At 65.6% G+C, this 24,936-nt stretch carries 32 protein-coding genes and 1 pseudogene; 2 read left to right on the top strand and 31 right to left on the bottom strand.

Features of this window, described 5'->3' with window-relative positions; genetic code table 11:
* Positions 1 to 67 precede the first annotated feature (67 nt).
* The 14 genes from MTX35_RS18880 to MTX35_RS18945 form a co-directional block, all read right to left on the bottom strand.
* Positions 68 to 271 (bottom strand): heavy-metal-associated domain-containing protein, encoded by a 204-nt coding sequence (locus tag MTX35_RS18880; protein ID WP_243596430.1) that lies wholly within the window; start codon positions 269 to 271, stop codon positions 68 to 70.
* Between the two features lie 21 nt (positions 272 to 292).
* On the bottom strand, positions 293 to 574 hold the full coding sequence (locus MTX35_RS18885) for a metal-sensitive transcriptional regulator (RefSeq protein WP_243596431.1): 282 nt from the start codon (positions 572 to 574) through the stop codon (positions 293 to 295).
* A gap of 16 nt (positions 575 to 590) precedes the next feature.
* Positions 591 to 842 carry a hypothetical protein gene (locus MTX35_RS18890; protein ID WP_243596432.1) on the bottom strand — a complete coding sequence of 84 codons (252 nt, stop codon included), beginning with the start codon at positions 840 to 842 and terminating at the stop codon, positions 591 to 593.
* Positions 839 to 1,264 carry a hypothetical protein gene (locus tag MTX35_RS18895; protein WP_243596523.1) on the bottom strand — a complete coding sequence of 142 codons (426 nt, stop codon included), beginning with the start codon at positions 1,262 to 1,264 and terminating at the stop codon, positions 839 to 841. Before MTX35_RS18895 ends, MTX35_RS18890 begins: the two co-directional genes overlap by 4 nt.
* Before the next feature lie 52 nt (positions 1,265 to 1,316).
* Entirely contained in the window at positions 1,317 to 1,757 is a 441-nt protein-coding gene (locus MTX35_RS18900) for a hypothetical protein (RefSeq protein WP_243596433.1), read from the bottom strand.
* Between the two features lie 35 nt (positions 1,758 to 1,792).
* Entirely contained in the window at positions 1,793 to 1,966 is a 174-nt protein-coding gene (locus MTX35_RS18905; protein ID WP_243596434.1) for a hypothetical protein, read from the bottom strand.
* A gap of 79 nt (positions 1,967 to 2,045) precedes the next feature.
* On the bottom strand, positions 2,046 to 2,684 hold the full coding sequence (locus tag MTX35_RS18910; protein WP_243596435.1) for a hypothetical protein: 639 nt from the start codon (positions 2,682 to 2,684) through the stop codon (positions 2,046 to 2,048).
* The gene (hemB, locus tag MTX35_RS18915; protein ID WP_243596436.1) at positions 2,681 to 3,655 is read right to left on the bottom strand and encodes a porphobilinogen synthase; all 975 of its coding nucleotides are present in this window, start codon (positions 3,653 to 3,655) and stop codon (positions 2,681 to 2,683) included. Before hemB ends, MTX35_RS18910 begins: the two co-directional genes overlap by 4 nt.
* Before the next feature lie 49 nt (positions 3,656 to 3,704).
* Positions 3,705 to 5,267, bottom strand: coding sequence for a bifunctional uroporphyrinogen-III C-methyltransferase/uroporphyrinogen-III synthase (locus MTX35_RS18920; protein WP_243596437.1), 1,563 nt, complete (start codon positions 5,265 to 5,267; stop codon positions 3,705 to 3,707).
* Positions 5,264 to 5,434 (bottom strand): hypothetical protein, encoded by a 171-nt coding sequence (locus MTX35_RS18925; protein WP_155289207.1) that lies wholly within the window; start codon positions 5,432 to 5,434, stop codon positions 5,264 to 5,266. The genes MTX35_RS18920 and MTX35_RS18925 overlap by 4 nt, the downstream gene beginning before the upstream one ends.
* Positions 5,427 to 6,395: a hydroxymethylbilane synthase gene (hemC, locus tag MTX35_RS18930; RefSeq protein WP_243596524.1), complete on the bottom strand. Its 969-nt coding sequence runs from the start codon at positions 6,393 to 6,395 to the stop codon at positions 5,427 to 5,429. Before hemC ends, MTX35_RS18925 begins: the two co-directional genes overlap by 8 nt.
* 5 nt (positions 6,396 to 6,400) lie before the next feature.
* The gene (locus MTX35_RS18935; RefSeq protein WP_243596438.1) at positions 6,401 to 7,813 is read right to left on the bottom strand and encodes a glutamyl-tRNA reductase; all 1,413 of its coding nucleotides are present in this window, start codon (positions 7,811 to 7,813) and stop codon (positions 6,401 to 6,403) included.
* On the bottom strand, positions 7,810 to 8,649 hold the full coding sequence (locus tag MTX35_RS18940; protein WP_243596439.1) for a redox-sensing transcriptional repressor Rex: 840 nt from the start codon (positions 8,647 to 8,649) through the stop codon (positions 7,810 to 7,812). Before MTX35_RS18940 ends, MTX35_RS18935 begins: the two co-directional genes overlap by 4 nt.
* 157 nt (positions 8,650 to 8,806) lie before the next feature.
* Positions 8,807 to 9,088: a glutaredoxin family protein gene (locus MTX35_RS18945; RefSeq protein WP_243596440.1), complete on the bottom strand. Its 282-nt coding sequence runs from the start codon at positions 9,086 to 9,088 to the stop codon at positions 8,807 to 8,809.
* Between the two features lie 189 nt (positions 9,089 to 9,277).
* On the opposite strand from MTX35_RS18945, the gene MTX35_RS18950 reads away from it, so the two are divergent.
* Positions 9,278 to 10,219, top strand: coding sequence for an HAD family phosphatase (locus MTX35_RS18950; protein ID WP_243596525.1), 942 nt, complete (start codon positions 9,278 to 9,280; stop codon positions 10,217 to 10,219).
* A gap of 19 nt (positions 10,220 to 10,238) precedes the next feature.
* Here the strand turns inward: MTX35_RS18950 and MTX35_RS18955 are convergent, their stop codons facing one another.
* The 10 genes and pseudogenes from MTX35_RS18955 to MTX35_RS19000 form a co-directional block, all read right to left on the bottom strand.
* On the bottom strand, positions 10,239 to 10,727 hold the full coding sequence (locus MTX35_RS18955; protein WP_308198144.1) for an N-acetyltransferase family protein: 489 nt from the start codon (positions 10,725 to 10,727) through the stop codon (positions 10,239 to 10,241).
* A gap of 26 nt (positions 10,728 to 10,753) precedes the next feature.
* Positions 10,754 to 11,803: a lysophospholipid acyltransferase family protein gene (locus MTX35_RS18960; protein WP_243596442.1), complete on the bottom strand. Its 1,050-nt coding sequence runs from the start codon at positions 11,801 to 11,803 to the stop codon at positions 10,754 to 10,756.
* Complete coding sequence (locus tag MTX35_RS18965) at positions 11,800 to 12,927, bottom strand: NAD-dependent epimerase/dehydratase family protein (protein WP_243596443.1); 1,128 nt, start codon at positions 12,925 to 12,927, stop codon at positions 11,800 to 11,802. The genes MTX35_RS18960 and MTX35_RS18965 overlap by 4 nt, the downstream gene beginning before the upstream one ends.
* A gap of 143 nt (positions 12,928 to 13,070) precedes the next feature.
* Complete coding sequence (locus MTX35_RS18970) at positions 13,071 to 13,172, bottom strand: 30S ribosomal protein bS22 (protein ID WP_003402602.1); 102 nt, start codon at positions 13,170 to 13,172, stop codon at positions 13,071 to 13,073.
* 204 nt (positions 13,173 to 13,376) lie between these two features.
* Positions 13,377 to 13,613, bottom strand: coding sequence for a helix-turn-helix domain-containing protein (locus tag MTX35_RS18975; RefSeq protein WP_008713658.1), 237 nt, complete (start codon positions 13,611 to 13,613; stop codon positions 13,377 to 13,379).
* A 127-nt stretch (positions 13,614 to 13,740) separates the two neighbouring features.
* Entirely contained in the window at positions 13,741 to 14,556 is an 816-nt protein-coding gene (gene proC, locus MTX35_RS18980; protein WP_243596444.1) for a pyrroline-5-carboxylate reductase, read from the bottom strand.
* 18 nt (positions 14,557 to 14,574) lie between these two features.
* Positions 14,575 to 15,432: a thioesterase family protein gene (locus MTX35_RS18985; protein WP_243596445.1), complete on the bottom strand. Its 858-nt coding sequence runs from the start codon at positions 15,430 to 15,432 to the stop codon at positions 14,575 to 14,577.
* Between the two features lie 22 nt (positions 15,433 to 15,454).
* A complete protein-coding gene (locus tag MTX35_RS18990) occupies positions 15,455 to 16,297 on the bottom strand; it encodes a sugar phosphate isomerase/epimerase (RefSeq protein ID WP_243596446.1) in 843 nt (280 codons plus the stop codon).
* Positions 16,298 to 16,309: 12 nt separating this feature from the next.
* Complete coding sequence (locus MTX35_RS18995; RefSeq protein WP_243596447.1) at positions 16,310 to 17,440, bottom strand: hypothetical protein; 1,131 nt, start codon at positions 17,438 to 17,440, stop codon at positions 16,310 to 16,312.
* Positions 17,437 to 17,778 (bottom strand): annotated as a pseudogene (locus MTX35_RS19000) (hypothetical protein); the annotation flags it as partial. The pseudogene MTX35_RS19000 and the gene MTX35_RS18995, both read right to left, overlap by 4 nt.
* A gap of 111 nt (positions 17,779 to 17,889) precedes the next feature.
* Between MTX35_RS19000 and MTX35_RS19005 the strand changes: the two are divergent.
* Positions 17,890 to 18,642 (top strand): hypothetical protein, encoded by a 753-nt coding sequence (locus MTX35_RS19005; RefSeq protein ID WP_243596526.1) that lies wholly within the window; start codon positions 17,890 to 17,892, stop codon positions 18,640 to 18,642.
* Positions 18,643 to 18,711: 69 nt separating this feature from the next.
* On the opposite strand, the gene MTX35_RS19010 is transcribed toward MTX35_RS19005, so the two are convergent.
* The 7 genes from MTX35_RS19010 to MTX35_RS19040 all read right to left on the bottom strand — a co-directional run bounded on the left by MTX35_RS19010 (position 18,712) and on the right by MTX35_RS19040 (position 24,915).
* Entirely contained in the window at positions 18,712 to 19,737 is a 1,026-nt protein-coding gene (locus MTX35_RS19010) for an NAD(P)-dependent alcohol dehydrogenase (RefSeq protein ID WP_243596448.1), read from the bottom strand.
* Positions 19,738 to 19,811: 74 nt separating this feature from the next.
* Positions 19,812 to 20,501, bottom strand: coding sequence for a response regulator transcription factor (locus MTX35_RS19015; RefSeq protein WP_243596449.1), 690 nt, complete (start codon positions 20,499 to 20,501; stop codon positions 19,812 to 19,814).
* The gene (locus MTX35_RS19020) at positions 20,498 to 21,670 is read right to left on the bottom strand and encodes a cell wall metabolism sensor histidine kinase WalK (protein ID WP_243596450.1); all 1,173 of its coding nucleotides are present in this window, start codon (positions 21,668 to 21,670) and stop codon (positions 20,498 to 20,500) included. The genes MTX35_RS19015 and MTX35_RS19020 overlap by 4 nt, the downstream gene beginning before the upstream one ends.
* A 137-nt stretch (positions 21,671 to 21,807) precedes the next feature.
* A complete protein-coding gene (locus MTX35_RS19025; protein WP_243596451.1) occupies positions 21,808 to 22,563 on the bottom strand; it encodes a phosphoglyceromutase in 756 nt (251 codons plus the stop codon).
* On the bottom strand, positions 22,560 to 23,702 hold the full coding sequence (locus MTX35_RS19030) for a low temperature requirement protein A (RefSeq protein ID WP_243596527.1): 1,143 nt from the start codon (positions 23,700 to 23,702) through the stop codon (positions 22,560 to 22,562). Before MTX35_RS19030 ends, MTX35_RS19025 begins: the two co-directional genes overlap by 4 nt.
* Positions 23,703 to 23,930: 228 nt before the next feature.
* On the bottom strand, positions 23,931 to 24,338 hold the full coding sequence (locus MTX35_RS19035; protein WP_243596452.1) for a hypothetical protein: 408 nt from the start codon (positions 24,336 to 24,338) through the stop codon (positions 23,931 to 23,933).
* A gap of 10 nt (positions 24,339 to 24,348) precedes the next feature.
* A complete protein-coding gene (locus tag MTX35_RS19040; protein WP_243596453.1) occupies positions 24,349 to 24,915 on the bottom strand; it encodes a DUF3558 domain-containing protein in 567 nt (188 codons plus the stop codon).
* Positions 24,916 to 24,936: the final 21 nt, after the last annotated feature.

The following is a 24,936-nucleotide window of genomic DNA, read 5'->3' on the forward strand; positions in this document are numbered from 1 at the left end:
TGAGTCCCATTCTTCCGGTATGACCGTTTTCGAGACTTCCGAACCACCGAAGGAGCGCAGTCGTGTGTCAGGACACCAGTCGATACCCGGCTTCGGCCACGGCTGCGTCCACCGTCGCGGTATCGAGTGTCGAATCGCTGCTCACCACGACCGCACCGGAATCCACATCGACGTCGACGCCGGTGACGCCTGCGATCTCCGATACTTCTTCTCGCACCGACGTTGCGCAATGTCCGCACGTCATGCCCTCGACCGAATACGTCGTCTGCATTGTCGATCTTCCCCTCTTCCGTCAGGAACGAACCAGGCGCGCGATGGCCTCGGACGCCTCTTTCACTTTCGCGTCGGCTTCCGGCCCGCCGTGCCTCGCGGCCTCCACGACGCATCCAGCGAGGTGGGCGTCGAGCAGCTTCAGCGAGACCGATTGCAGCGCCTTGGTCACCGCGGACACCTGGGTGAGGACGTCGATGCAGTACCGATCGTCGGCGACCATCCTCGATATCCCGGCCACTTGGCCCTCGATGCGACGCAATCGCTTCAGCAGGTCGTCCTGCTCGGCGCTGTAGCTGCTCATAGCGCCAACTATACCCCTACCCGGTATGGGGTGCACGACCCGTCAGGATACGGCGGATGCCGTCGACGATCAGCAGTCCGGCCACGATTGCCGACAGACTGGCCAACGCGATCCAGGACCCCGAGTAGAACGTCCCCGAATAGGCCGGGGACACGTCGGGGACAGCGGGGAACTCACTGGTGCGCACGCCCGCGTTCCAGCACGCCACGGCTCCGATCACCGCGAGCAGTGCCAGCACCAGCTCCGCCCACCCGAGGGACTTCCTCACAGGTACTCCTGCTTCGCCGTTTCGAGAGCCGCACGCAACCCGTCGTCGTCCTTGGCCCACGCCTGCACCAGTCCCCCGCCCACCAGACGCAGCCCGATGCCGTGCCGCTTGCGCGGTACACCCGACAGTTCACCGAGCACCCGCGCGGTCTCCCACCTCTTCGGCTCGTAGTCCCCGTCGGCGTACTCGGCCGGCGGCAGTATGGCGTCGATCTCGGCAAGGTCGACGGTCTCGGTGCCCTGACGCAGTTGCCGGGTGGTGAGTTCGACGCTGACGTGCATCCTCGCGGCCCGCAGCTGGACGTACGTGAGACCGACGAGGATGAGCGAGAACAGCGCGAGGGCAAACCAGTGGATCACCGGGCCGGATGCGAGCTCCACCGCGAGCACCACGAGGCAGAACACCGGGCCCCAGGCCAGCATGCGCCACCGACCACCGGGCTCGTGGAAGAGCACGGGATCGTCGGCGGAGGTCTCACTGTTCACGGATGAACCACTCACGGGCCGACGGTCGGTAGACCAGGACCGCTGCAACCACCAGCGCGACGGTGATCACCAGCAGCACGAACGGGAACACCAGCGCGGCGAACGTCAGCAGCAGTGCGACGGCTCCGGACAGAGCCACCAGCGCCCGTCGGAACCTGCGGTCTCCGCCGCGGACCGGGCCCGACATCAGGCCGACCGCCAAGCCGACCACTCCGAAGATCACGCCGAGTCCGCGAAAGACCGTCAGGAACGAGTCGATCTGCTCGTCCGTCGCGCCGCCGGTGGTGAAGGACGCCCGGATCTGGTCGGCGGGGAGCGTGAGGGCGATCATGCAGACGACGATCAGCAGCACCGCAGAGGCGAGCCACAGCCAGTAGGCGACCGAAACCACTCGGGGCCGGGCGATCGGTGCGTCGGTGTCTGAGCTCACGCCAGACATCCTGCCACCGAGTGCGGGTCGGGCGTTCAGCCGGCCGAAATCCCCAGCGCCATGATCGCGATGGCCGCCGAGACGGCGAGCAGTAATCCGAGCAGCGCCCAGCCGGGACGACCGTTCTCGGCCGGACAGGGTTCGCGGTCGACTGCCGGTGCAGCAGCCGGCTGCGTGATGCTCGCTGCTGCAGGGGTGCTCTCTGCCATATCGGATCCGATCACTCGAGAAGATATCGAGAGTGATGCTAGTCACACGACAGGGCTGCAGCCGAGAACACGCCCGAAACTATCGTTTCTGCGAGGCGACGAAGTATTCGTTGGATTCCCGGCGGTGCATCAGATAGATCGCCCCGGCGGCCAATACACCCTGCCCGATGCCGAGCACACTCATCACGACGTTCATCGCGCCTGCGCTCGACGCAATCGAGAACAGCTCGAGAATCGTGGTGAACACGGTGAACGATCCGATGACGGTGAGCAGCATGCGCGCCCACAGTTTGCCCGCACGCATCCGCTTGACCCAGAACAGGAACAACGCCCCGAAACCGAGCACGGCGAACACCGTGACGACGAGCATCACCGTCACCATCGACTGCGTGGACTCCACCGTCATGTCGGCGGCAGCGTCCTGCGCTGCGAGATCGTCGAGCAGGGACTGCGCAAATTCCTCGCGCGCCCCGAACAGCGTCCACACCGAGAACAGCGCCGAGAGCGCACCGATCAGCGCCACGCCCCACCACAGGTGGCGGGCGGTTTCGACGTCGACGGGTGCCGGACGCGGCGTCGGTTCGAATTCCGGGGCGCTCTGCGGAAACCCGTGCTCGATCTCCCAACGCTGCCAGTCGGGCTGCGGCGGTGGGTTGCCCGGAACGTTGCTGTCGGGGTTGTTGCCGTCCGGGTTGTTGTTCGGGGGGAGATCGTTCACAGCCAGCCCGCCACTTCGGTAGCCCAATAGGTCAGTACGACGTCGGCACCGGCTCGCCGGATCCCGACGAGCGATTCCAGTACTGCGGCGTCGCGATCGATCCAGCCGTTCTGCGCGGCGGCGGTGATCATGGCATATTCCCCGGATATCTGGTACGCCGCAACCGGAACCGGTGACATCTCGGCGACGTCGCGCAGAATATCGAGATACGACATCGCGGGCTTGACCATCACCATGTCGGCTCCCTCGGCGAGGTCGAGCTCCACCTCGTGGGTTGCCTCGCGACGGTTGGCCGCGTCCTGCTGATACGTGCGGCGATCGCCCTGCAGCGAGGACCCCACTGCTTCGCGGAACGGACCGTAGAACGCCGAGGCGTACTTCGCCGAGTACGCCAGCTGACCGACCTCGACGTGGCCGGCGGCGTCGAGTCCGGCGCGGATCGCACCGACCTGCCCGTCCATCATTCCGCTCGGTCCGAGCAGGTGCGCACCGGACTCCGCCTGCGCGACGGCCATGTCGACGTAGCGCAGCAGGGTGGCGTCGTTGTCGATCGAACCGTTCTCCCCCAGGACTCCGCAGTGTCCGTGGGAGGTGAACTCGTCCAGGCAGGTGTCGGCCATGATGACCGTCGAGTCACCGAGGTCGGCTTTCAGACGGGCCAGGCCACGGTTGAGAATTCCGTCCGGATCCGTTGCGCCCGAACCGTTCTCGTCCTTGTCCTCGACCTTGGGGACACCGAACAGCATGATGCCGCCGACACCGGCCGCCACGGCCTCCTCGGCCGCAGCACTCAGCGAGTCGAGCGTGTGCTGATGCACCCCGGGCATCGAGCTGATCGCCCGCGGCTCGGAGATGCCGTCGGCCACGAACATCGGCAACACCAGATGCCGTGGCGCGAGGGAGGTTTCGGCCACGAGCCGACGCAGTGCCGGGGTACGGCGTAGGCGTCGGGGACGGTCGGTGGGGAACAAGCGAACTCCTTACGGACCGGGTGTGTCGATCGTGAGATCCGCGACCGGGTTACCGGCGGCGCGACTTCTTTCGCGGCGGGGGCAGTGCACCCTCGGCCCGCAGGCGAGCCGCGTGCTCGGCGAGAGCCTCGACCAGCGGTCCGACCTGAGCCGACTCGGGCTGCACATCCACGCGCAGACCGAATTCGACGGCCGTCTCGGCGGTCTTGGGGCCGATGCACGCAACGAGGGTGCGGGCGTGCGGCTTTCCGGCGATGCCGACCAGGTTCCGGACGGTGGAACTCGACGTGAAGCACACTGCGTCGAAGCCGCCGGTCTTGATCATCTCGCGGGTCTCGGCGGGGGGCGGTGCTGCCCGGACGGTGCGGTACGCGGTGACGTCGTCGATCTCCCAGCCCCGCTCGCGCAGACCCTCGGCGAGAGTTTCGGTGGCGATGTCGGCACGTGGCAGGAGAACTCGGTTGACCGGGTCGAAGACTTCGTCGTAGGGCGGGAAGTCCTCGAGCAGACCCAGCGAGCTCTGCTCACCCGACGGCACGAGCTCGGGGTTGATGCCGAACGAGCGCACCTTCGCTGCGGTGGCCTCGCCGACGCAGGCGATCTTGACGCCCGAGAACGCACGAGCGTCCAGCCCGAACTCCTCGAACTTCTCCCATACGGCGCGAACGGCGTTGGTGGAGGTGAACACGACCCACTGGTAGCGGCCGTCGACCAGGCCCTTGACGGAGCGTTCCATCTGGGCCGGGCTGCGCGGAGGCTCGACCGCGATGGTCGGGACCTCGATGGGGATGGCCCCGTGGGTGACGAGTCGATCGCTCATCTCCCCTGCCTGATCCTTGGTGCGCGGCACCAGCACGGTCCAGCCGTACAGTGCGCGAGACTCCCACCAGGACATCTTGTTTCGGCCCGAGACGACCTTGCCCACGGTGACGACGAGGGATCCGACGAGCTCGGAACCGGCATCGTTGAGGGTGGCGAGGGTGGCCTCGACGGTGCGCTGCTGACGGGTGGTTCCGCGGACGGTGATGGCCGCGGGCGTCTGGGGAGCGAGTCCGTGTTCGACGAGGGCACTGGCGGTTTCGGCCAGGTGGCCCGAGGTTGCGTGCAGCACCAGCGGGCCCGGAGCAGCAGCGAGTGCGGCCCAGTCGACCTCGCCGCGGACGTCGGCCTCGGTGTGACCCGAGCCGAGTGCCATTCCGGCGTAGCTGGGCACCGCAGATCCGGACGGCAGGCCGGGGAGCACCTCGAACGGCACGTGCGTGCGAGCGACGGCGCTGACCTCGGCGATCACCGAGTCGGTGGTGAGCGGATCACCGGACACCAAGCGAACCACGTCGTGGCCGTTCTTGGCTTCGGCAAGAAGCGTTTTCGCGACCTCGGCGGGTTCGCCGAGTGCCGGCCGAACCTCGACACCGTTCTCGCCCGTCTCCGGGTCACGCGCAACGTCGGCACCGACCAGGGCGGTGACGCCCTTGTCGACGTCGGGATCGGTGAATGCGAGCTCGGCCGCTCCGAGCACTTCCCGTGCCCGGACCGTGAGCAGAGCCGGGTCACCGGGCCCGGATCCCACGAACAGGATCCGTCCGTTGGTGTTCTTGCGGACTGGGCTCATCGGTTGTTCTCCAGTGCTGTCTTGTGTGGGTACTGCAGTTCTATCGGGGTTGCGGTGCCCCGTTTCGGAATCAGTCGAGCGGTGGCGATCGACTCTCTTCGCACCACCGGACGGGTCGCCGTGCGTTTGGCGCGTCCGCGGACGGGTGCCGTTATGGCCCTAGACATGAGATCCACCCTGTACCTGAGAACCTGCCTGCGCTGGTTCGGTGACTGAAACGAGTTCGCGCGCACCGAGATCGAGTAGTTCGCGGGCAAGTTCCCGGCCCAGCTCCTCGGCTCGGTCGGGTGATCCGACGATCGACGCGCGGATGGTGTCGCTGCCGTCGATGGCAGCGACGCAGCCACGCAACGAGAGTTCGTCGAAGATGCGGCCGTCCTCGTCGATGGACTCGACGACCTCTGCGATCGCCCCGACCGGCGCGGTGCAGCCGGCTTCGAGTTCGGCGAGCAGTCCGCGTTCGGCTGCCACGGCGGCGCGTGAGTGGGCGTCGTCGAGAGTGGCGATGGCCGCCGCGAGATCGGTGTCCTCGACGCGACATTCAACGGCCAGCGCGCCCTGAGCCGGTGCCGGGAGCAACTGCACCGGATCCAGGGCCTCGGTGACGACATCCAACCTGCCGATGCGGGCCAGTCCGGCGCGAGCGACGATGACGGCGTCGAGCTCACCCGACGCCACCTTCCCGATCCTGGTGTCGAGGTTGCCTCGCAACGGCAGAACGTCCAATCCCTGTCCGAGAGCACGCAATTGAGCGATGCGTCGGGGCGCGGACGTACCGACCTTCGCCTCGGCGGGCAACTCGCCGAGCACCAGTCCGTCACGGGCGACCAGGGCATCGCGCGGATCCTCGCGAGCGGGAATCGCGGCGATGGTGAATCGATCGTCGGCCGCCGTCGGCAGGTCCTTGTACGAGTGCACGGCGATGTCGCAGGTGCCGTCGGCCAGCGCCTCACGGAGCGCGGCGGTGAAGACTCCGACGCCGATCGTCTGCACGGGCGCAGCGGACAGATCGCCTGCAGTCTTGACGATCACCAGCTCGGCTTCGACTCCGGCTGCCGCGAGGGCCACCCGGACGGTGTTGGCCTGAGTGGTCGCGAGAAGGCTTCCGCGAGTACCGATCTTGACGATGTCGGTCATTCGACACGCTCCTGACCGGTGGTTCCGCCGGGGTAGGAGTCCGAGCGCGGATCGGTGCGACTGGCGGTGAAATCGTCCACCAGTTCCAGCGAGCCGATCTCCATCGGCGTGGCGACAGCGTCGACCGAGCCGGGGCTCAGCTCGAACAGTTCACGCAGCGCAGCGGCGTAGGAATCTCCGCCCGGGGTGCTGGCGAGTTGCTTGACGCGCACGGTGGGCGAATGCAGCAGCTTGTCCACGACGCGGCGCACGGTGCGGGCCACCTCGTCGCGTTGCGGCGAGTCGAGCCCGGGCAGCCGCGATTCGAGACGCAGCAGCTCGCCCTCGACCACCTCGGCAGCACGTTGACGCAGTGCCGTGACGGTGGGGGTGACCTCGGCAAGTCGTTGTCCGGCAAGGTAACCCGAGAGTTCACTCGACACGATCTCGCGAGCGGCGGACGCGTCGTTCGCCGCGGCACCGGCAGCGGGATCGCGCTGCAGGGACTCCATGTCGAAGACGGTGATGCCCGGCAGACCCGAGACCGCGGCGTCGACGTCACGCGGCAGGCCGAGGTCGCAGATCACCAACGGGCGTTCGGAACCGCGGCGAGCGAGTGCGAGGTGGGCGTCGGCGATGGAGACCACGGCCCCCACCGCTCCGGTACAGGTGAGGAGGATGTCGGCCTCGGCGACTGCGTCGGCCAGGCTTTCGAGGGCGACCGAGGTTGCGGGGATGCCGTTGGAGACGGCGTTCTCGGCCAGGTGGTCGGCTCGCTCGCGAGTGCGGTTGACGACGGTCAGTGCACCGATGCCTGCGCGGCCGAGATGTGCGACGGCGAGTCCGCCCATCGCTCCCGCTCCGAGGACCACGGCCTTGCGGCCGGCGAGGGAACCGTCGAACATGTCGGCGGCGCGGTCGAGGGCCACCGAGACCACCGAGGCTCCGGCGGCGTCGATTCCGGTTTCGCTGTGCACGCGCTTGCCGACGCGGAGGGCCTGCTGAGCCAGTTCGTGCATCACCCGGCCCGAGGCCTGCTGCCCGTCCGAGGCGGCGTAGGCCGAACGGATCTGGCCGAGGATCTGCTGCTCGCCGATGACCATCGAGTCCAGGCCGCTGGCAACGGCGAAGAGGTGCTCGACGGCCGCCTCGCTGTAGCGGACGTACGCGTGCCTGGTCAGGTCCGCGATCTCCAGCCCGGAATGTTCACCGAGAACCTCGCCGACGGCGGTCAGCGCGCCGTGGAAGGCGTCGACGACGGCGTAGATCTCGACGCGATTGCACGTGGACACCACCATGACCTCGGAAATGCTTCCGCTGGCCATCAGCTTGTCGGTCAGTTTCGGGCGATCGGTGTCCGTGATGGCGACACGCTCGAGGACTGCGACGGGAGCGCTACGGTGCGATATCCCGACGAGAAGGACACTCACGGTGCAATCACCGATCCGTTTCTTGTCGAACTGTTGACTGGGTTTGGGTTACCGGCGATACGCGGGCCGTGACTGCGGCCGAGGCGTGCCGTGGACGTGAGCGGTGACGACGTCAGTGGGGGCGGCGAGACCGGCCGGGGCGCGACGACGATGGCCGGATCGGTGATACCCGCAGGCCCGGAGACGTTGCGCGAGCTGTTGAAGGAGAGCACCTGCATCTCCACGGCCAGGTCGACGCGCCGCACCTCGACGTGGTCCGGGACGTCGAGAACCATCGGCGAGAAACTCAGGATGCATTCGACGCCACCGTCGACGAGCTGCTCGGCGACGCCGTGCACGGCCTCGTCCGGGGTGGCGATGACGCCGATGGTGGCTTCGAGTTCGCGGCAGGCGACGACGAGTTCGTCGACGTGCCGGACGGTGAGGCCGTCGATCTCGGTGCCCACGCGCGCCGGGTCACTGTCGAACAGGCCGACCATCGTGAAGCCGCGTCGGGCGAATCCGCCGTAACCGGCCAGGGCCTGCCCCAGGTTGCCGACTCCCGCCAGGACGACGCGGTGGCCGCGATCGAGTCCGAGTGCGCTGTCGATCTTCGCGCGCAAGCGGGCGACGTCGTAGCCGACTCCGCGAACGCCGTTGGGGCCGAGGAAGGAGAGGTCCTTGCGCAGCTTGGCCGATCCGACTCCTGCTGCGGTGGCCAGTTCTTCGCTGGAGACGATCAGAACGCCCTCGTCCGCGAGGATCGAGAGGACCCGCAGGTATGTCGCCAGACGGGTGACCGTAGCCTGAGGGATGACCCGCTCTACGCCGCTGGGCGACGGGCGCTCTTCGGTCACGTCTGGGGCTCCTCGTCCGAACGGCAACGACGGCCGATCTTCACGCTGATCCTGCGTTCGTGTCTTGTTCACGGACGCTGTTCACACCACGGTAACCGCTTGTGAACGAATGAACAAAGTTGCGCACACCGGCCTTCACCTGCACACGCGAGAGCAATCACACGTTCTTAGGGTGCCCTGCCCGGGTGAGATCGGCCCGCAATCGCGGCACGTCTACCTCCCAGTAACTGTGTTCGATGCCGTCGAGGAGCACCACGGGCACTCGATCGCCGTACTCCGCACGCAGGTCAGGCGATTCCGCTGCCGCCTCGTCGACGTCGACGACCGTCACGGCCACGCCGAATTCGCGGCACACCTCGCTCAATACCTCGAAGGCGTGGGTGCAGGAATGGCAGCCTGCGCGCGTGAGAAGAGCCACGCCGGTGGGGGTCGTCTGCATGCGTCCACTGTGACACGACTGCAACGGAGACGAAGGTCACAGTCCCCGGTCCGGTCGGGGGGCGTCGAGTGCTGCCCTTCGCCTGCCTTCCGAGCAACCCCGACTAGGCTTGCGGCGAGCGACTCGACTGGGAGGAGGACGGACGTGAGTGACGGGGGAACAGACCTGCCGATCGAGAACACGCCCGATATCGACACGGTCGATACGAACGATCCGAGCGGAGACAAGCAGTTCAAGCGCCGTATCCGCAGAATCCGCAATCCGTTCGGTCCGACGGACGCCGAGGTACGCGCCAACGTTGCAGGTCAGGCCAGTGCCGATGCCGCTCTGGCGTTGCAGATCGAGTCCGAGGGTGCCGTTCCGCGAGATCTGACTGCTGCGGCTTTCTTCGACGTGGACAACACGATGGTGCAGGGCGCGTCGATCATTCACTTCGCTCGCGGGTTGGCCGCCCGCAAATACTTCACCAGCGGTGATCTGGCTCAATTCGCTTGGCAGCAGGTCAAATTCAGGGTCAGCGGGAAAGAGAACAGCGAGGACGTGGCGAGCGGACGAGAGAAGGCGCTCTCGTTCATCACCGGCCGTCCCACCTCGGAGCTGTCCAGTCTCGGCGAGGAGATCTACGACGAGGTGATCGCGGACAAGATCTGGGCCGGTACCCGAGCTCTCGCCCAGATGCACCTGGACGCCGGTCAGCAGGTCTGGCTGGTGACGGCCACTCCCCTCGAGCTGGCTCAGATCATCGCCAAACGCCTCGGCTTGACCGGGGCGCTCGGAACGGTCGCCGAGAGCAAGGACGGGGTGTTCACCGGTCGTCTCGTCGGCGACATCCTGCACGGCATCGGCAAAGCCCACGCGGTGCGCTCACTCGCGGTGCGGGAGGGTCTCAATCTCAAGCGCTGCACCGCGTACTCGGACAGCCACAACGATGTCCCGATGCTGTCGCTCGTCGGCACTGCCGTAGCGATCAATCCCGATACCGATCTGCGTGAGCTGGCCAAGAATCGCGGTTGGGAGATCCGCGACTACCGCACCGGACGTAAGGCCGCCAAGATCGGTGTCCCGACTGCGTTGGCCTTGGGCGCGGTGGGCGGCGGGCTGGCCGCCGTGATCGGCCGCCGCAAGGGGTGATCCCCTTGGCGGTCGCAGGTCACAACGTCAGTTGCATCAGCGTCAGGTCCAGCCACCGACCGAATTTGACGCCCACCTGCGGCATCTGTCCGACCGTGACGAACCCGAACTTCTCGTGCAGTGCGATGGACGTGGTGTTCTCGGATTCGATGAACCCCACCAGTACGTGCACGTCGCCGGCCTCGGCGCGCGCGATCAATTCACTCAGCAGGGCGCTGGCCAGGCCGCGCCGGTAGAAATCTCGGTGGATGTACACCGAGTGCTCCACCGAGTGCCGGTACCCGCTCTTGACCCGCCACTGCCCGTACGACGCGTATCCGGCCACCTGTCCGTCGACCTCGGCCGTCAGGACGGGGTATCCCGCGGCGATGCGACCCTCGAACCACGCTGTGCGGTCGGCGAGGTCGACCTGTTCTTCGTCCCAGATGGCCGTGGTGTTGGCGACCGCATCGTTGTGGATGTCGAGAATCTCGGGCAGGTCGTCGACGGTGGTATCGCGAATGAGCACGGCCACACAATAACCCGGCGTGCCGGCTATCCCAGAAAGACGTTGCGTCTCTTGGCAAGCAGTCGGTAGAGCGTGTGCTGAATGGTTTCGCGGACGTGGTCGGTCAACTCGAACAGCACCATCGGATCCTCGAACGCGGTGGAGTCGTACGAGTCGGTGTGGATCGGCTTGCCGAACTCGATGTACCACTTGGACGGCAACGGGATCAGCCCCAACGGACCGAGGTGCGGAAAGAACGGCGTGACCGGAAAGTACGGCATCCCCATCAGTCGTGCCAGCGGAGCGATGTCGCCGATCTTGGGGTAGATCTCCTCCGACCCGACGATGGAGCACGGGATGATCGGTGCGCCCGTTCGCAGCGCAGCCGAGACGAAACCGCCGCGACCGAAGCGCTGCAACTTGTACCGCTCGCTGAACGGCTTGCCGATCCCCTTGAATCCCTCGGGGAACACCGCGGCCACCTCGCCGGTGCGCAGCAGTCGCTCGGCATCGGGATTGCACGCCAGGGTGTGCCCGGCCTTGCGCGCGATCGTCCCGACTCCTGGCATCTCGAATGCCATGTCGGCGGCCAACATTCGCAGTGGGCGGTGGGCCGGGTGATGATCGCGCACGGCAACCGAGGCCATCAGCGCATCGACCGGCACGACGCCGGCGTGGTTGGCGACGACGAGCGCGCCGCCGTCGGACGGGATGTTCTCGATTCCCTTGACCTCGACGCGGAACCACTTGTCGAACAGCGGTCGCAGCAACGGCAGCCAGACGGCGTCGGCGAAGTGCGGGTCGTAGCCGAACTCGTCGACGCTGTAGTCACCGGCAACACGCCTGCGCACGAACTCCGCGACCGAGGAGATCTGGTCGACGATCGTGGTCTTGGTGTCGTCGATCATCGACAGCAACGGTGCTGCTGTCGCTGCCGTTACGGCCGCCGCGTCGACCGGGGCCGGGTCGAGCAACGGCGTCGGCTCCCGAGGTTCTGCGTACGCGGAGGGGTGCCGTTCACGCGAGCCCTGTGCTGCTCGGGCCGCGCGACCGGTGGTGCCACCGTGCAGTGGAATCACTTTGGCCACGTCCCTCACCCGTCCCCTCCCGAACCAGGCACTGTTTCCCGACTACGCAGCGACGCCAGTGCGCGCGCCGTCGACGCGCCGGTTTCGACGGCCGCGACCATACGTTCCTCCACGCTGTCGACCCACTCGGTTCTGAGGACCGGGCGCAGCGCGGCACCTTTGACGAAATCGTCGAACGCCTGAACCGTGGTCCACCGCGGCTCGAAGCCGAGGACGGACCGCATACGGGTGGTGTCGAGTCCGCAGCCGAAGTGGAAGTAGTCGAGTTGCTCGGTGGTGAACTCGCGCATCATGCCGCCCATGAGGGCGCGGCCGACACTCTTGAACAGTGGGAACGGCACCGGCACCTGAACTCGGCCGGCACGACGAATTGCCTGGGAGAGCATGATCGTGCCGTCGGCTCCGATGTTGAACGTGCCCGCCGACCCGCCGATGGTCGCGCGTTCGAGCGCGGCGAGGGCGTCTTCCTCGTGCAGCAACTGCATGCGCGCGTCGCGGCCGACGATGCTCGGGATCAGGGGCGAGGTCATGTACCGCGAGATGGTGCCGTTCAATCGTGGGCCGATCAGCGGAGCCATCCGCAGAATCGACACCGCGATGTCCGGTCGTCGACGGCCGAGTCCGCGGATGTATCCCTCGATGTCGATGGTGTCCCGTGCGTAGGCACCGCTCGGTGGGCGTCGAGCACTCATCTCCTCGGTGAATTTCACCGGGTCCTTGGCGCTGCAGCCGTACACCGAGGACGACGAACGCAGAACCACTTTCTCGACGGTAGGCGACTTCTGGCAGACGGCGAACAGCTGCATCGCGCCGATGACGTTGAGATCCTTCATCGTGGCCCGACCACCGGACTTCGGGGGCTTGGCCACGGTGGCGGCGTGTACGACGGTGTCGACCCCCGCATTGCGGATCACTTTGCCGATCAGCGGATTACGGATGTCGGCGCGGACGAATTCTGCGCGACCCATGCGACGCAGCAGGTCCTTGCTCGGAGACTTCGCATCGACGGCGATGACCCGTTCGATCTGCGGGTTCTGGGCGAGCCTGGTGACGAGGTAACCGCCGAGAAATCGACTCGCTCCGGTCACCAGAACCACTCGGGGCGCGGCCATGCCACGATCGCTCGGACTCATTGCGCACCCCCAACATCGGTTCCGCCGCAAAGCCTACTGGATCGGCAGGAGTTCGCGCGGGCGAGAAGCAAAGCCGTCTTCGAACGGAAGAAGCCCGCCACCGAGGGGTGACGGGCTTCGCCGTGAAGCAGATGACGGCAGGCTTATTTGCCGAGTTTCCTGCGCTGCACGCGGGTACGACGAAGCAACTTGCGGTGCTTCTTCTTCGACATGCGCTTGCGACGCTTCTTGATCACTGAACCCATGCGGGTGTCCTCACGTTCTTCTCTAGCGTTTTCGCGCACGCCGTTTGCGTACGCCTACCTGACAACCAAGCCCTGGGGCTTCGGTCACCGAGCTGGCGCTGGGGCCACGTACTCGCCCACGGCTACACACCGGCTGGCTGGCACGACGATCGCCAATCCTACCGGTGTGAACCGGTAGTTACGAAACCGGCCCCGCGTGCACTACTAGCCTGCGTCGAAGTACGAGGTCTCGAGATAATCGTGCACCGCCTTGGCGTGCACACGAAAAGATCGACCCACCCGTACAGCGGGCAATTCTCCGCCGTGCACCAGTCGGTACACGGTCATTTTCGAAACCCTCATCAGCGTCGCCACTTCGGCGACCGTGAGGAACTGCGTTCCGGCCAGAGCCGGTTGACCGTCCGGGGACGAACCCTTGGACGGCTTGTTTATAGACGCCATCAATCCACATACCTCCGGCACGTCTCATGCGGCAGGCTTCCCCTCCTGCCGAACAGACACGCACGTGCTGCCCCCGAGCCTATAGGGACAGATGGGGTTACTGCGACAGGTGTGGGGAAAAGATTTTTTATTCTGCTGTGATGCCCATCTCAACGGATCGGGTGTTGGCGGCACCGAGCGCATCGAAAAACGCTGCTCGGAGGCCGTTTCGTTCCAATTCACGCACGGCAGCAGCGGTCGTTCCGCCCGGAGAGGTCACTGCGTATCGGAGCTCGCTCGCGGTCTCGTCGGAGCGATCGAGCATTGCTCCCGAGCCCACCATCGTCTGCACCACGAGCGCCGACGCCACCTCGCGGCTCAATCCAAGGCCCACTCCCGCGTCGATCATGGCCTCTGCCACCAGGAAGAAATAAGCAGGACCCGACCCGGACACGGCTGTCACGGCGTCGAGCTGGTTCTCCTTGACCACCACCACCTTGCCGACGGCCGAGAGGATCGAGCGGACGAGCTCGAGATGCTCCGCGCGGGCGTACTTGCCCGGAGCCAACACGCTGACACCCTCCCCCACGAGCATCGGAGTGTTGGGCATGACCCGAACGACAGGGAAGCCGGCGGGGAGCTTGGGCTCGAACTTGTTGGTGGGGACGCCTGCGGCCAGTGAGACGATGAGTTGTTCGCGGTCGCCGTCGAGTTCGATCTTGGTGATCTCGGTCAGTGCCCCTTCGACGTCGGCCGGCTTGACCGCCAGCACGATCACGTCGGCTCCCTCGGACGCATCGCCGACGGTCGTGGTGAGGACGCCGAACTCCTTCGCGATCTCCTTGGCGCGGTTCTCCGACTTCTCGGCCACCACCAGATCGCGTACCGCGTGCCCGGACTCGAGGAGTCCCGCAATCAACGCCTCGCCGATCCGTCCGCCGCCGATCACTGCAATTCTTGTCATGCGGCCAAGCCTGCCATGTCAGTTCGAGCGCGGCACCATCGCCAACTGTCTGCTCTGCACCACCACGGCACCCGTCGAATCCACCACCACGTGGTCCTCCTCGAACCAGGTGTTGCCGATGACGGTGCTGGTCGCAGCCACCCGCAGCCACCCCGGTGCCGGACGGCGGCGCAGGTAGGTCGTCAACTGCACGGTCGGAGCCCAACCGAACATCCCACGGTTCATCGTCACCGGGGCCGAGATGTCGCCGGTCATCAGTGCGAACAGCACTGCGGTGTCGACGTCGGCCTCGTCCCCGGCGAAGGGACGCACCCACAGCCGGATCTCCGCCTCACCCTGCTGACCGGTCAGGAACGACGCCGACGTGGCGTCGATTCGCATCTCGCAGCCCTTGGCGACGTGCACGATCGACGCCATCGGATGATCGCCTGCCACCGCGAGCGTGTCGGCGGGAGGCTCGACGGCCATCTGCGCCAGCGACGTCGGCGTCTCGTGGTGCGGATTCTCGGAATCCGGTCGACCCAGGGTGACCACCGCTCGCACGGCAACGCGTCCGGCCTGGGTGAGCTCGACGTCGACGTGCGAGACCTGGCGACCCCGTTTGCGCACGATCGTCGTCAGCGCGACCTCGCCGGGATCGGGAGCGGCCAGGTAGCTGACGCTCACCGCGAGCGGCTGGATCTCGGCCTGCTCCGGGTCGGTCGAGACGATGTGCCTGCGCGCTGCCGCCGCGCAGACGGCGAGCATGGCACCGCCGTGCACTTTCGGACCGATGGTCCAGGTGGAGTCGATCGCGCCCGCGAACGACGCGGTGTCGGCGGCGACCTCGAGCGCGGTCAGGGTGGTAGCGGCTGTGAAGGGGCTGGCAGAACTCATTCCCGACAACTTACCGTCGGCCTCAGGACAGGTGTGCGCGGGCGAACTCCAGTGCCTGCCCGAGCATCGACGACCGCTCGGGGACCGTTCGCGCATTCTGCGTGTTGATCTCGATCACCGCCTGCCCCTCGAAGCCGCGGCGGACCAGTTCGGTGCACACCTCCACGCACGGCTGGCTGCCGTGGCCGGGGATCAGGTGCTCGTCGACCGATGCGCCCCTGCCGTCGGCCAGATGCAGGTGCGCGAGGCCCTCACCCATCCGGTCGAGCATGTCGAGCGCGTCGGAGCCCGCGGTGGCCGTATGGGAGAGGTCGAGCGTGTAATGACCGTGGCCGACGTCTGTCGGGTCGTAGGACGGTGAGAACGCCGACAGTGCCGCTCCGGGGCCTCCGCGTCGTTCGAGGCGCTGCGCGGATTTCTCCTTGCGTCCGAAGAAGCGGTCGGCCCGCATCGGGAACATGTTCTCGACGGCGACCACCACGTGCGAGTTCGATTCGAGTTCGGCGACCTGATCGGAGAAGCCGTCGCTGTACTTGCGTTGCCAGCGGAACGGCGGATGCACCACGACCGTCGCCGAGTCCAGTTTCTCGGCCGCCTCGACCGAGCGGGCCAATTTGGCGATCGGATCGGATCCCCACACCCGCTGCGAGATCAGCAGGCACGGCGCGTGAATCGCCTGCACCGGCATGGAGTACTCCCGCGACAGAGCAGCCACTGCGTCGACGTCCTGGCTGACCGACTCGGCCCACACCATCAGTTCGACGCCGTCGTAGCCGAGATCGGCGGCGTAGCGAAACGCCGCCTCGGTGTTCTGCGGGTACACCGAGGCGGTGGACAGCCCGATCGGTATTCGCTTGGTGGCCATCGTCGGTCGAGCTCAGCCGGTACTGAGCTGGAAGGCGAGCGGACCAAGAGTGACGAACACACCCACGGCGATCGCGATGACGATGGATATCAGATCGTCGGTGCGCCGCAGAATTCTCACCACGGCGACGAGTCCGACGATGACCAGTACCGCGAGCACCAGTGCGACCCACGGCAACACGTCCCACAGTTGCTCGAAACCCTTGAACAGCAATGCGCCGACGACGATGGACACCACGGCCTGGCCGATGAGCGCCAGCCACTGGCGGACGGCACCGCCCTTGCTCTTGACGGCCGACGCGCGGCGTCCGGAGCGAGTTGCTGCACCCGTGTCGTTCGCCTCGGCGTCGGTTTCGGTCTTGTCGCCGGTCTTCGGCTTGTCGCCGGTCTCGGGCTTGTCGCCGGTCTTCGGCTTGACGAGGTCGACGGTTTCGGTGGCGGCGGGGGGCGTGCTGCCGGCCTCCTCGTCGGTCGAGTTCGCTCGGTCGTCGTCGCGCTTGATGCGCGGAGCCACCGCCGTCTTGGCCAGATCGTCGACGTCGATCACTGCGGCTCGCGGGGCGACGTCCGTGTTCGGCTCGGCCACCTCGACCTGTCGCGGCGGCGCGAATCCTGCAGGCGTGCGGGCCCGGCCCTGCTCGGCCGACTTCGAGCCGTACGGCAACCGTTCCGGCGTGGTGGGCGCAGCCGGCCGCAATCCGCGTTCGGTGTCGTCGTGCGAGCGGTTCAGCAGGTCCCCGGCAACCGTGGTGGAGCCGGACAGCAATTCGGGCTCGGGCTGCTGCTTCTCGCGCCTGCCTGCGGGTTGGAACGGAGTCGGGCGTGCACCCTGCGGCCGGGCCGGTTGAGGGCGGGAGGAGACAGCCGCGGATGCATCGTCGCTGTTCCGGGGCTCTGCCGGTGCGACGTCGGGTGTCTCGGGCTCGGAGGCGTCGACCGCAGGCGTCTCGACCACCGGGGCGCTGCGGTTACCGGGCTCGTCGCGCACGACGGGTATCTCACCGGTCAGTTCGGCGACGGAGATCCCGCCGGTGACGCCACGGCGACGGCGTCCGCCTGCGCTCAGGTTCGTCTTCTGGCCGTTTCGGGCCAGCAACTCGGCAACCGAGATCTGTCCGGTGTCTTCCGGGTTGGCGTCGCTCATATCGAACTCCCCACCACATCGCCGTCGATTACGGTGTCCAGCTTCCTCACGATCAAACCTTCCCTCAGCGCCCACGGACGGATCTCGAGCGACTGCACCGTCGATGCCCGCATGTTCGCCTCCGCTACCGGAGCCACGGCCACCGGTCGTGGTGACCTGTCAGCCCTGACGCCTTCCAATTCTGCACGGTCGACTGCCGTCATCCGCGATCCGAAGGCCATGAGTTGCCTCGAGCCGCTCGCGGTCTGTGCCCGCGTCGCCCTCGGACCGGCCCCGGAAGGCGCTGCACCGGTCGAGCGAGCCAACGAACGACACCCCGTCGAGGTTCCCACGCCACGGTGGGCATCCTCCACGAGCACCCCTAATCGCACAGACCCACGGTACTGGGTCTACCGTCGTCCTTTGTGACATCAGGTCGTGAGCAGCAGTCGTTCGCTGCAGAGGTCGAGATGGATTTTCCCCGAGAATGGGTCGAGTTTCCGGACCCCGACAATCCGGAACACCTCATCGCCGCGGATCTGACGTGGTTGCTGTCCAACTGGACCTGCGTGTTCGGCACTCCGGCGTGTCAGGGAACCGTCGAAGGTCGGCCGGACGACGGCTGCTGTTCGCACGGTGCATTCCTGTCCGACGAGGACGACAAACGCAAGCTCGACGAGTCGGTGAAGTTGCTCACCCCACAGGACTGGCAGCTCATGGACAAGGGTCTGGGCAAGAAGGGATACGTCGAATACGACGATCTCGACGACGAGCAGTCCCTCCGTACGCGGCGCTACAAGGGTGCGTGCATCTTCCAGAACCGACCCGGGTTCGAGGGTGGCATCGGGTGCGCCTTGCACTCGATGGCACTGCGCAAGGGCATCGAACCGCTCGAGGTCAAGCCCGACGTGTGCTGGCAGCTGCCGATCCGACGCACCCAGGATTGGGTGACGCGGCCCGACGGCTCCGAGATCCTCAAGACCACCATCGGCGAATACGACCGACGCGGCTGGGGCGAGGGTGGACTCGATCTGCACTGGTACTGCTCGGGCTCGCCAGACGCGCACGTCGGTGCCAAGCAGGTGTTCGAGTCCTACAAGCCCGAATTGACCGAACTGCTCGGCAAAGCCGCCTACGACGAATTGGCGTCGCTGTGCAAGCGTCGCCGCGGCCTCGGTCTGATCGCCGTACATCCCGCCACTCGTGAAGCTCAGCGCCGATAGAGCGGCTGCGCCGCACGTGCACGGAAATTCGTAGCCCACTACGAATTTCCGCGCACGATAACCCTGGAGTCAGGGAACGATGACCGCGCGGCCCTTGATTTCTCCGGCGTGCAACTTGTCGTATGCCTCGGTGGCCTCGTCGAGGCTGTGCCGCTCGACGTGGATCTCGATGGCACCCCGCTTCGCGAGTTCGACCACCTCGATCAACTCGGCACGCGAACCCCAGTTGATCGCACGGCCTGTCACATCGAGCGGCACCGTGCGCTGGCCGATCTGGACTGCGCCGCTGGCAACCCCCACCACCACAACGTGGCCTGCGGTGGCCACCATGGCCGCGGCGAGGTCTGCGGTGGGCTGAATACCGACGAAATCGAACACGACGTCTGCGCCGAGTCCACGAGTCAGACCTTTGACCGAATCGGCTGCACCGGGCTCGGACCGGTAGACGTGGTCCGCACCGACTTCGGTGGCGAATTCGAGTTGCCTGTCGCCGAGATCGAGGGCAACGACGGTCGATTGGGTCAGTGCCTTGAGCAACTGGATCGCCACGTGGCCCAGTCCGCCTGCACCGATGACGACGGCAGTCGTGCCCGGCGTGAGTTTGTCCAGTGCCGACTTGACTGCCCGGTACGGCGTCAAGCCTGCATCGGTCAGCGAGACACTGGTGACGGGATCGAGGTCGCCGAGCGGGACCAGATGGCGGGCGTCGTCGACGATCATGTATTCGGCCATGCCACCGTCGCTGAAGATGCCGGGCGCGCGCATCCCCTTCTCGCAGTTCATCTCGTCACCCTTGGCGCAGTGGTAGCAGCGGCCACAGCCCCACGGTCCGTACACGAGGACCGACTCGCCGATCTCGACGTCGGTCACGCCCGCACCGATGGCTTCGACGACGCCCGCCACCTCGTGGCCCAACGTCAGCGGAACCGGCTTGAAGAAGTACTCCTCCTCGGAGACGCCCATGATGAACTCGTCCGAGTGACAGGCTCCTGCGGCCGTCACGCGCAGCAGGATTTCCGATGCTGCGGGCGTCGGCTTCTCGATCTCGACCAGTTCCGGGCGTGAGCCGATGGTTCGATACTGCAAGGCCTTCATGCAATCACTTCCCTTGTCACAAGATTCGTCGTTAGTACTTGAATCTTAAACTTCGGGGGAAGTCGACCAGATCGCTACCCTTCGAGCTTGTAACCGAGTCCGCGCACGGTGACGAGGTGCTCCGGCTTGGCCGGGTCCGCCTCGATCTTCGAGCGCAGTCGCTTGACGTGCACGTCGAGTGTCTTCGTATCGCCCACGTAGTCGGCTCCCCACACGCGGTCGATCAGCTGTCCGCGGGTGAGCACTCGGCCGGAGTTGCGCAACAGGTATTCGAGCAGGTCGAACTCCTTGAGCGGCAACGTGATCTGGTCCGACCCGACCATCACCACGTGACGTTCGACGTCCATTCGCACCGGGCCCGCTTCGAGCACCCCGGTGTCGACTCCACCGTCGACCTCGGCATCGGAGCCGCGGCGCAGAACCGCGCGGATGCGGGCGATGAGTTCGCGTGCCGAGTACGGCTTGGTGACGTAGTCGTCGGCACCGAGTTCGAGGCCGACGACCTTGTCGATCTCACTGTCGCGCGCGGTCACCATGATGACGGGAACGCCTGAGCGTGAACGCAATTGCTTGCACACGTCGGTTCCGCTCATGCCGGGGAGCATGAGGTCGAGCAACACGATGTCGGCTCCTGCACGATCGAATTCCGCGAGTGCCGAGGGTCCGTCTCCGACGACGGTGGCCTCGAAACCTTCCTTGCGAAGCAGGAAGGCCAGCGGATCGGCCAACGACTCTTCGTCTTCCACGATCAGAACGTTGGTCACTGATTCTCTCTTTCTGTAACCGAGGCGTCGTCTTCTTCTTCGAAGTACGCAGGGATCTGGAGGGTGAAGGTGGATCCGGTGCCCAGCTTGCTCCACAGCGAAATGCTGCCGTTGTGGTTGGCTGCGACGTGTTTGGCGATGGCCAGGCCAAGGCCTGTGCCGCCGGTTGCCCGCGACCGAGCTTTGTCGACGCGGAAGAATCTTTCGAAGACGCGTTCCTGGTCTCCCTTGGCAATGCCGATGCCGCGATCGGTGACGGCGAACGCCACATTGTCTCCGCGTAGGGCTCGGCTCACCGACACGGGCGCACCGTCCGAGGAGTAGGCGATGGCGTTCTGGATGAGGTTGGCCAGGGCCGTCACCAGCAGCGCCTGATCGCCGAGAACTTCGAGACCGCTCGGGTGGTCGGTGGTGACGGAGATTCCGGCGTTCTCGGCGGCGAGCTTCGACCGGTCCATCGCTTCGTTGACGACCGTGTCGACGTCGACGACCTCGAGATCGGGCAGCTTCTCGGCCCCTTGCAATCGCGAGAGTGCGATCAGTTCGGTGACCATGTTGCCGAGGCGTTTGGACTCGGCAACGACCTTGCCGCCGAAGTGCCGGACGGAATCGGGATCGTCGGCCGATTCGAGAAGCGCCTCGGCCAGCAGACTCATCGCGCCGACGGGCGTCTTGAGCTCGTGGCTGACGTTGGCCACGAAGTCCCGACGCGTCGCCTCCATCCGGACCTGCTCGGAGTCGTCGTCGGCGAACAGCACCACGAAGCGCTTGTCTTCTTTGCTCAGCAGACGCGCGACTCCGCGGACGGCGATCTTGTCGCGGCCGGTTCTCGGATTCTTCGAGCTGAGGTCGACTTCGACGGGGTTGCCGTCGGCGAGGACTTTGAGCGCGGCATCCCAGGCCCGGTCGTCGATCAGACGGTTACGCACCAGGCCCAACTCCTCGGCGCGTGGGTTGAACAGCACCACGTCGTGAAACTGGTCGACAACGGCGATACCGCTCTCCGACGCGAGGACGATCAGGTCCAGTACCTGCGACATCGTCAGACCGGACGTGGCGCGACGACGCTCCGAGTGTCGAGTATTGAGGTAGGGAATCAGAACACCGCCGACGAGGTATCCCACGAAGGCCGCGGCGATAGCCAGCAGTACGGCCGATGCAACACTCACACCGGAATCGTACGTTCGATGGACAGCTCACATACGCAGGGTGCAGGCATTTCCCTGGTCGTCATAGTCCTCGTCGGCAGTGTTCTTCGATCGTTCACCTGCAGTTACGACAAAAGGTCGGTTTGTCGGAGGTGAAGCTACTTACCGCCCTGGTTTGCCACGGCGGCTGCACCTGCAGCCGCGGCTTCCGGGTCGAGATACGTCCCGCCGGGGTTGGTGGGCTTCAACTTGCCGCCCGATTCGGTGAGGTCGTACTGCAGCGGGATTCCGGTGGGGATGTTCAGTTCGGCGATATCGGCGTCGGAGATCTCGTCGAGGTACTTCACCAGCGCGCGAAGCGAGTTGCCGTGCGCAGCGACGAGGACGTTCTTGCCTGCCTTCAGATCGGCGACGATCGTCTCCTCGAAGTACGGGATGAGCCGCTCGACGACGTCTGCGAGGCACTCGGTCAGCGGAACGCTGTCCAGATCGGCGTAGCGGGGATCGGCATCCTGACTGAACTCGCTGCCGACCTCGATGGCGGGCGGCGGGGTGTCGTAGCTACGACGCCACAGCATGAACTGCTCGTTGCCGTACTTGTCCTTGGTCTCGGCCTTGTTCAGACCTTGGAGCGCGCCGTAGTGCCGTTCGTTCAGACGCCAGTCGCGGACCACCGGGATCCAGTGCCGGTCGGCCGCGTCGAGTGCGAGGTTGGCGGTGCTGATCGCGCGGCGCAGCAGCGAGGTGTAGAGCAGGTCGGGCAGGACGCCCGCCTCGGCCAGAAGCTGGCCGGCACGCTTGCCCTCGGCCTCACCCTTCTCGGTCAGTCGCACGTCCACCCAACCTGTGAACTGATTGGAGGCGTTCCATTCGCTCTCGCCGTGGCGAAGCAGGATCAATGTTCCGATACTCATGTGGCCAGTTTCTCATGCTCGTCGCTGGTTGGCCCGCGTGCGACGAGGACGCCGACCATGATGATCATGACGACTGCCGTGAGGGTGATCGGGATGGGGATGATCGGGTCGAACAACACGAGCACAGCACCGACCGGAACTGCGATGTTGACGACGCGGTCCGCGTGGGCGCGGATGGCGATCAGCCAGACACCGAGCACGAACACCGCGATCGGGATCGTGACGGTGAACGACGCGGCTACGTCGCCGAGCGCGCTGTGCTCGGTCAGCACGTCGATCTCGACCTCGATGCCGGCCGAGAACGCACCCGCTGCCGCGAAGATGAAGTAGTGCGCGTAACCGTAGACCACCGAGTTGCCGAACATTCCGATCGCCCGGTGATGCGGGGGCCAGAAGTAGATCCACCACAGGCTCGCGGTGACGATCACGGTGAGGATCGAGATCGAGATCAACGGTGCCAGTGCAGTTTTGTCGTGCAGCGCTTCGATGATGGCGTTGGCCGAGGCCAGCAAACTCTCTCCGAGCAGGATCAGGGTGAACAGTCCGTAGCGCTCGGTGATGTGGTGCGGATGCCAGGGGGTGGTTCCCTTGCGCTCGGCGATCAGGGGCACCGACATCTCGACTGCGGCCAGGGCGAGGAACACCACGACGGCAGTGGTGCCGTCGAGCAACAGCACCCAGAGAATCCACAGAACCTGCACTCCCGCAATGCCTGTCGCGTAGGTCAGCGCAGTCTTGCGAAGTTCGTCGTGTCTCGACGCCCTCAGCCATTGGGTCACCATGGCGATGCGCATCACGATGTAACCGATCACGACGATGGTGAAGTTCTTGTCGTTGAACGCCGAGTCGACTCCAGCGGCCAGGACCAGAACTCCGGCCATCTGTACGACGGTCAGCGTGCGATAGAGCCAGTCGTCGGTGTCGAAGGAGGTGGCGAACCACGTGAAGTTCATCCACGCCCACCAGATCGCGAAGAACACCAGTAGGTAGCTGATGATGCCGTCGCGCACGTGATTCTCGGTGAGGGCGTGATGGAGTTGCACCGCGGCGATGCTGACGGCGACCACGAACACCAGGTCGAAGAACAACTCGAGCGGGCTCGCGGAGCGATGCGGTTCCTTCGGGTCGCGCGGTCGCATCCGAACCAGCCGTGCCGTGGAGAGATTCACGAAGGCAGAGTAAGGCATCCGATTCGCGAATGTTGTCTCGATTGTGTTGCAGGAGTTGGCACTACGGACATTTCAGACACTGTTCGACGCTTCGTCGCGTTGATCTACGGGACCTCACACCCTTTGTGCCGACCGAGCGCCTGGGTTCACGTCATAGCGGGGGTGTGAGGTGTGCAGAAAAGGTGTGAGGTTGCGGACTCACTCCCCCAGGCCGGCCCCGATACCGCCGATACGAGCGCCCACACTCCGATCGAGCTCTTCGGTGTCGACGAAATAACGCTTGAACACCGACCGCATCAGTTCGATGACCTCGATGTGCTGCCTGATCGCGACAGCCGCCGACCGCTCTTCCCCATCGGCGACTCGCTTGAACTTGCGCCCCAGCTGTCGAGCTGAAGGAAGCGTGCCGAATGCCTCGAGATCGACGAGAAACTCGGTCTTTTGCACCATGCCCTCCAGATGGGCGATGTACGTGACGCATGCAGCGTCACACTGCGCCGCAACATCTTCCGGTATCTCCAGAATTCCGGCTCCGGCCTGATCCGACATATGTCGCCAGTACTGCATCGAGTCGAACAGATCCCCAGAGTTTTGTCCCACAGTCATCCCCTCCAGTTCAGCTCGAAATAGGTGGGAGCGATGCGCGCGTGGTGCGCGCAATATTCTCGATTTCCACACACGGATCTATTGCTGGCTCGCTCGCCGCGCGAGTGTCGAGGACGAAATACACCAGACCCTTCTCCACCTCGAATGCCATGCCACAACTTCGTCCGGACGGACGGTCGGCGCGCAAGAACTGGTAACCGCCGAGGTCGTCGACCTTCGAGAACTGGCCGAATCGATCATTTCGTCGCAGATCGTCCAGTGAGTGGAAGCCCGAGAACATGCCCAGGAAGTACCACGACCCAGGCTCGGGGTCCGTCCAGATGCAGGTCATCCAGTCGGTGGACAGCGGCGCTTCTCCGAACAGGTTCGTACTCTTGCTCCCCACATCCAATCCCGCTGCCTCCACTGCACTGTCCGGAATCGTGCAGGGATCCCATGGCTTCTCTGCCAACGGCGTCGCAACCACCGAGCTCGTTGCCGACTCTGCGACCGGCGCATCCTCCGTCGCCCCGCCACATCCAGCGACCGACACCATCACGCCGACCACACCCGCCACCCACCACCGCGTTGCACTCACATCTGGTTGGACGCAGCGAAC

The organism is Rhodococcus sp. ARC_M12 (assembly GCF_022810385.1).
GTDB classification, from domain to species: Bacteria; Actinomycetota; Actinomycetes; order Mycobacteriales; family Mycobacteriaceae; genus Rhodococcoides; species Rhodococcoides navarretei.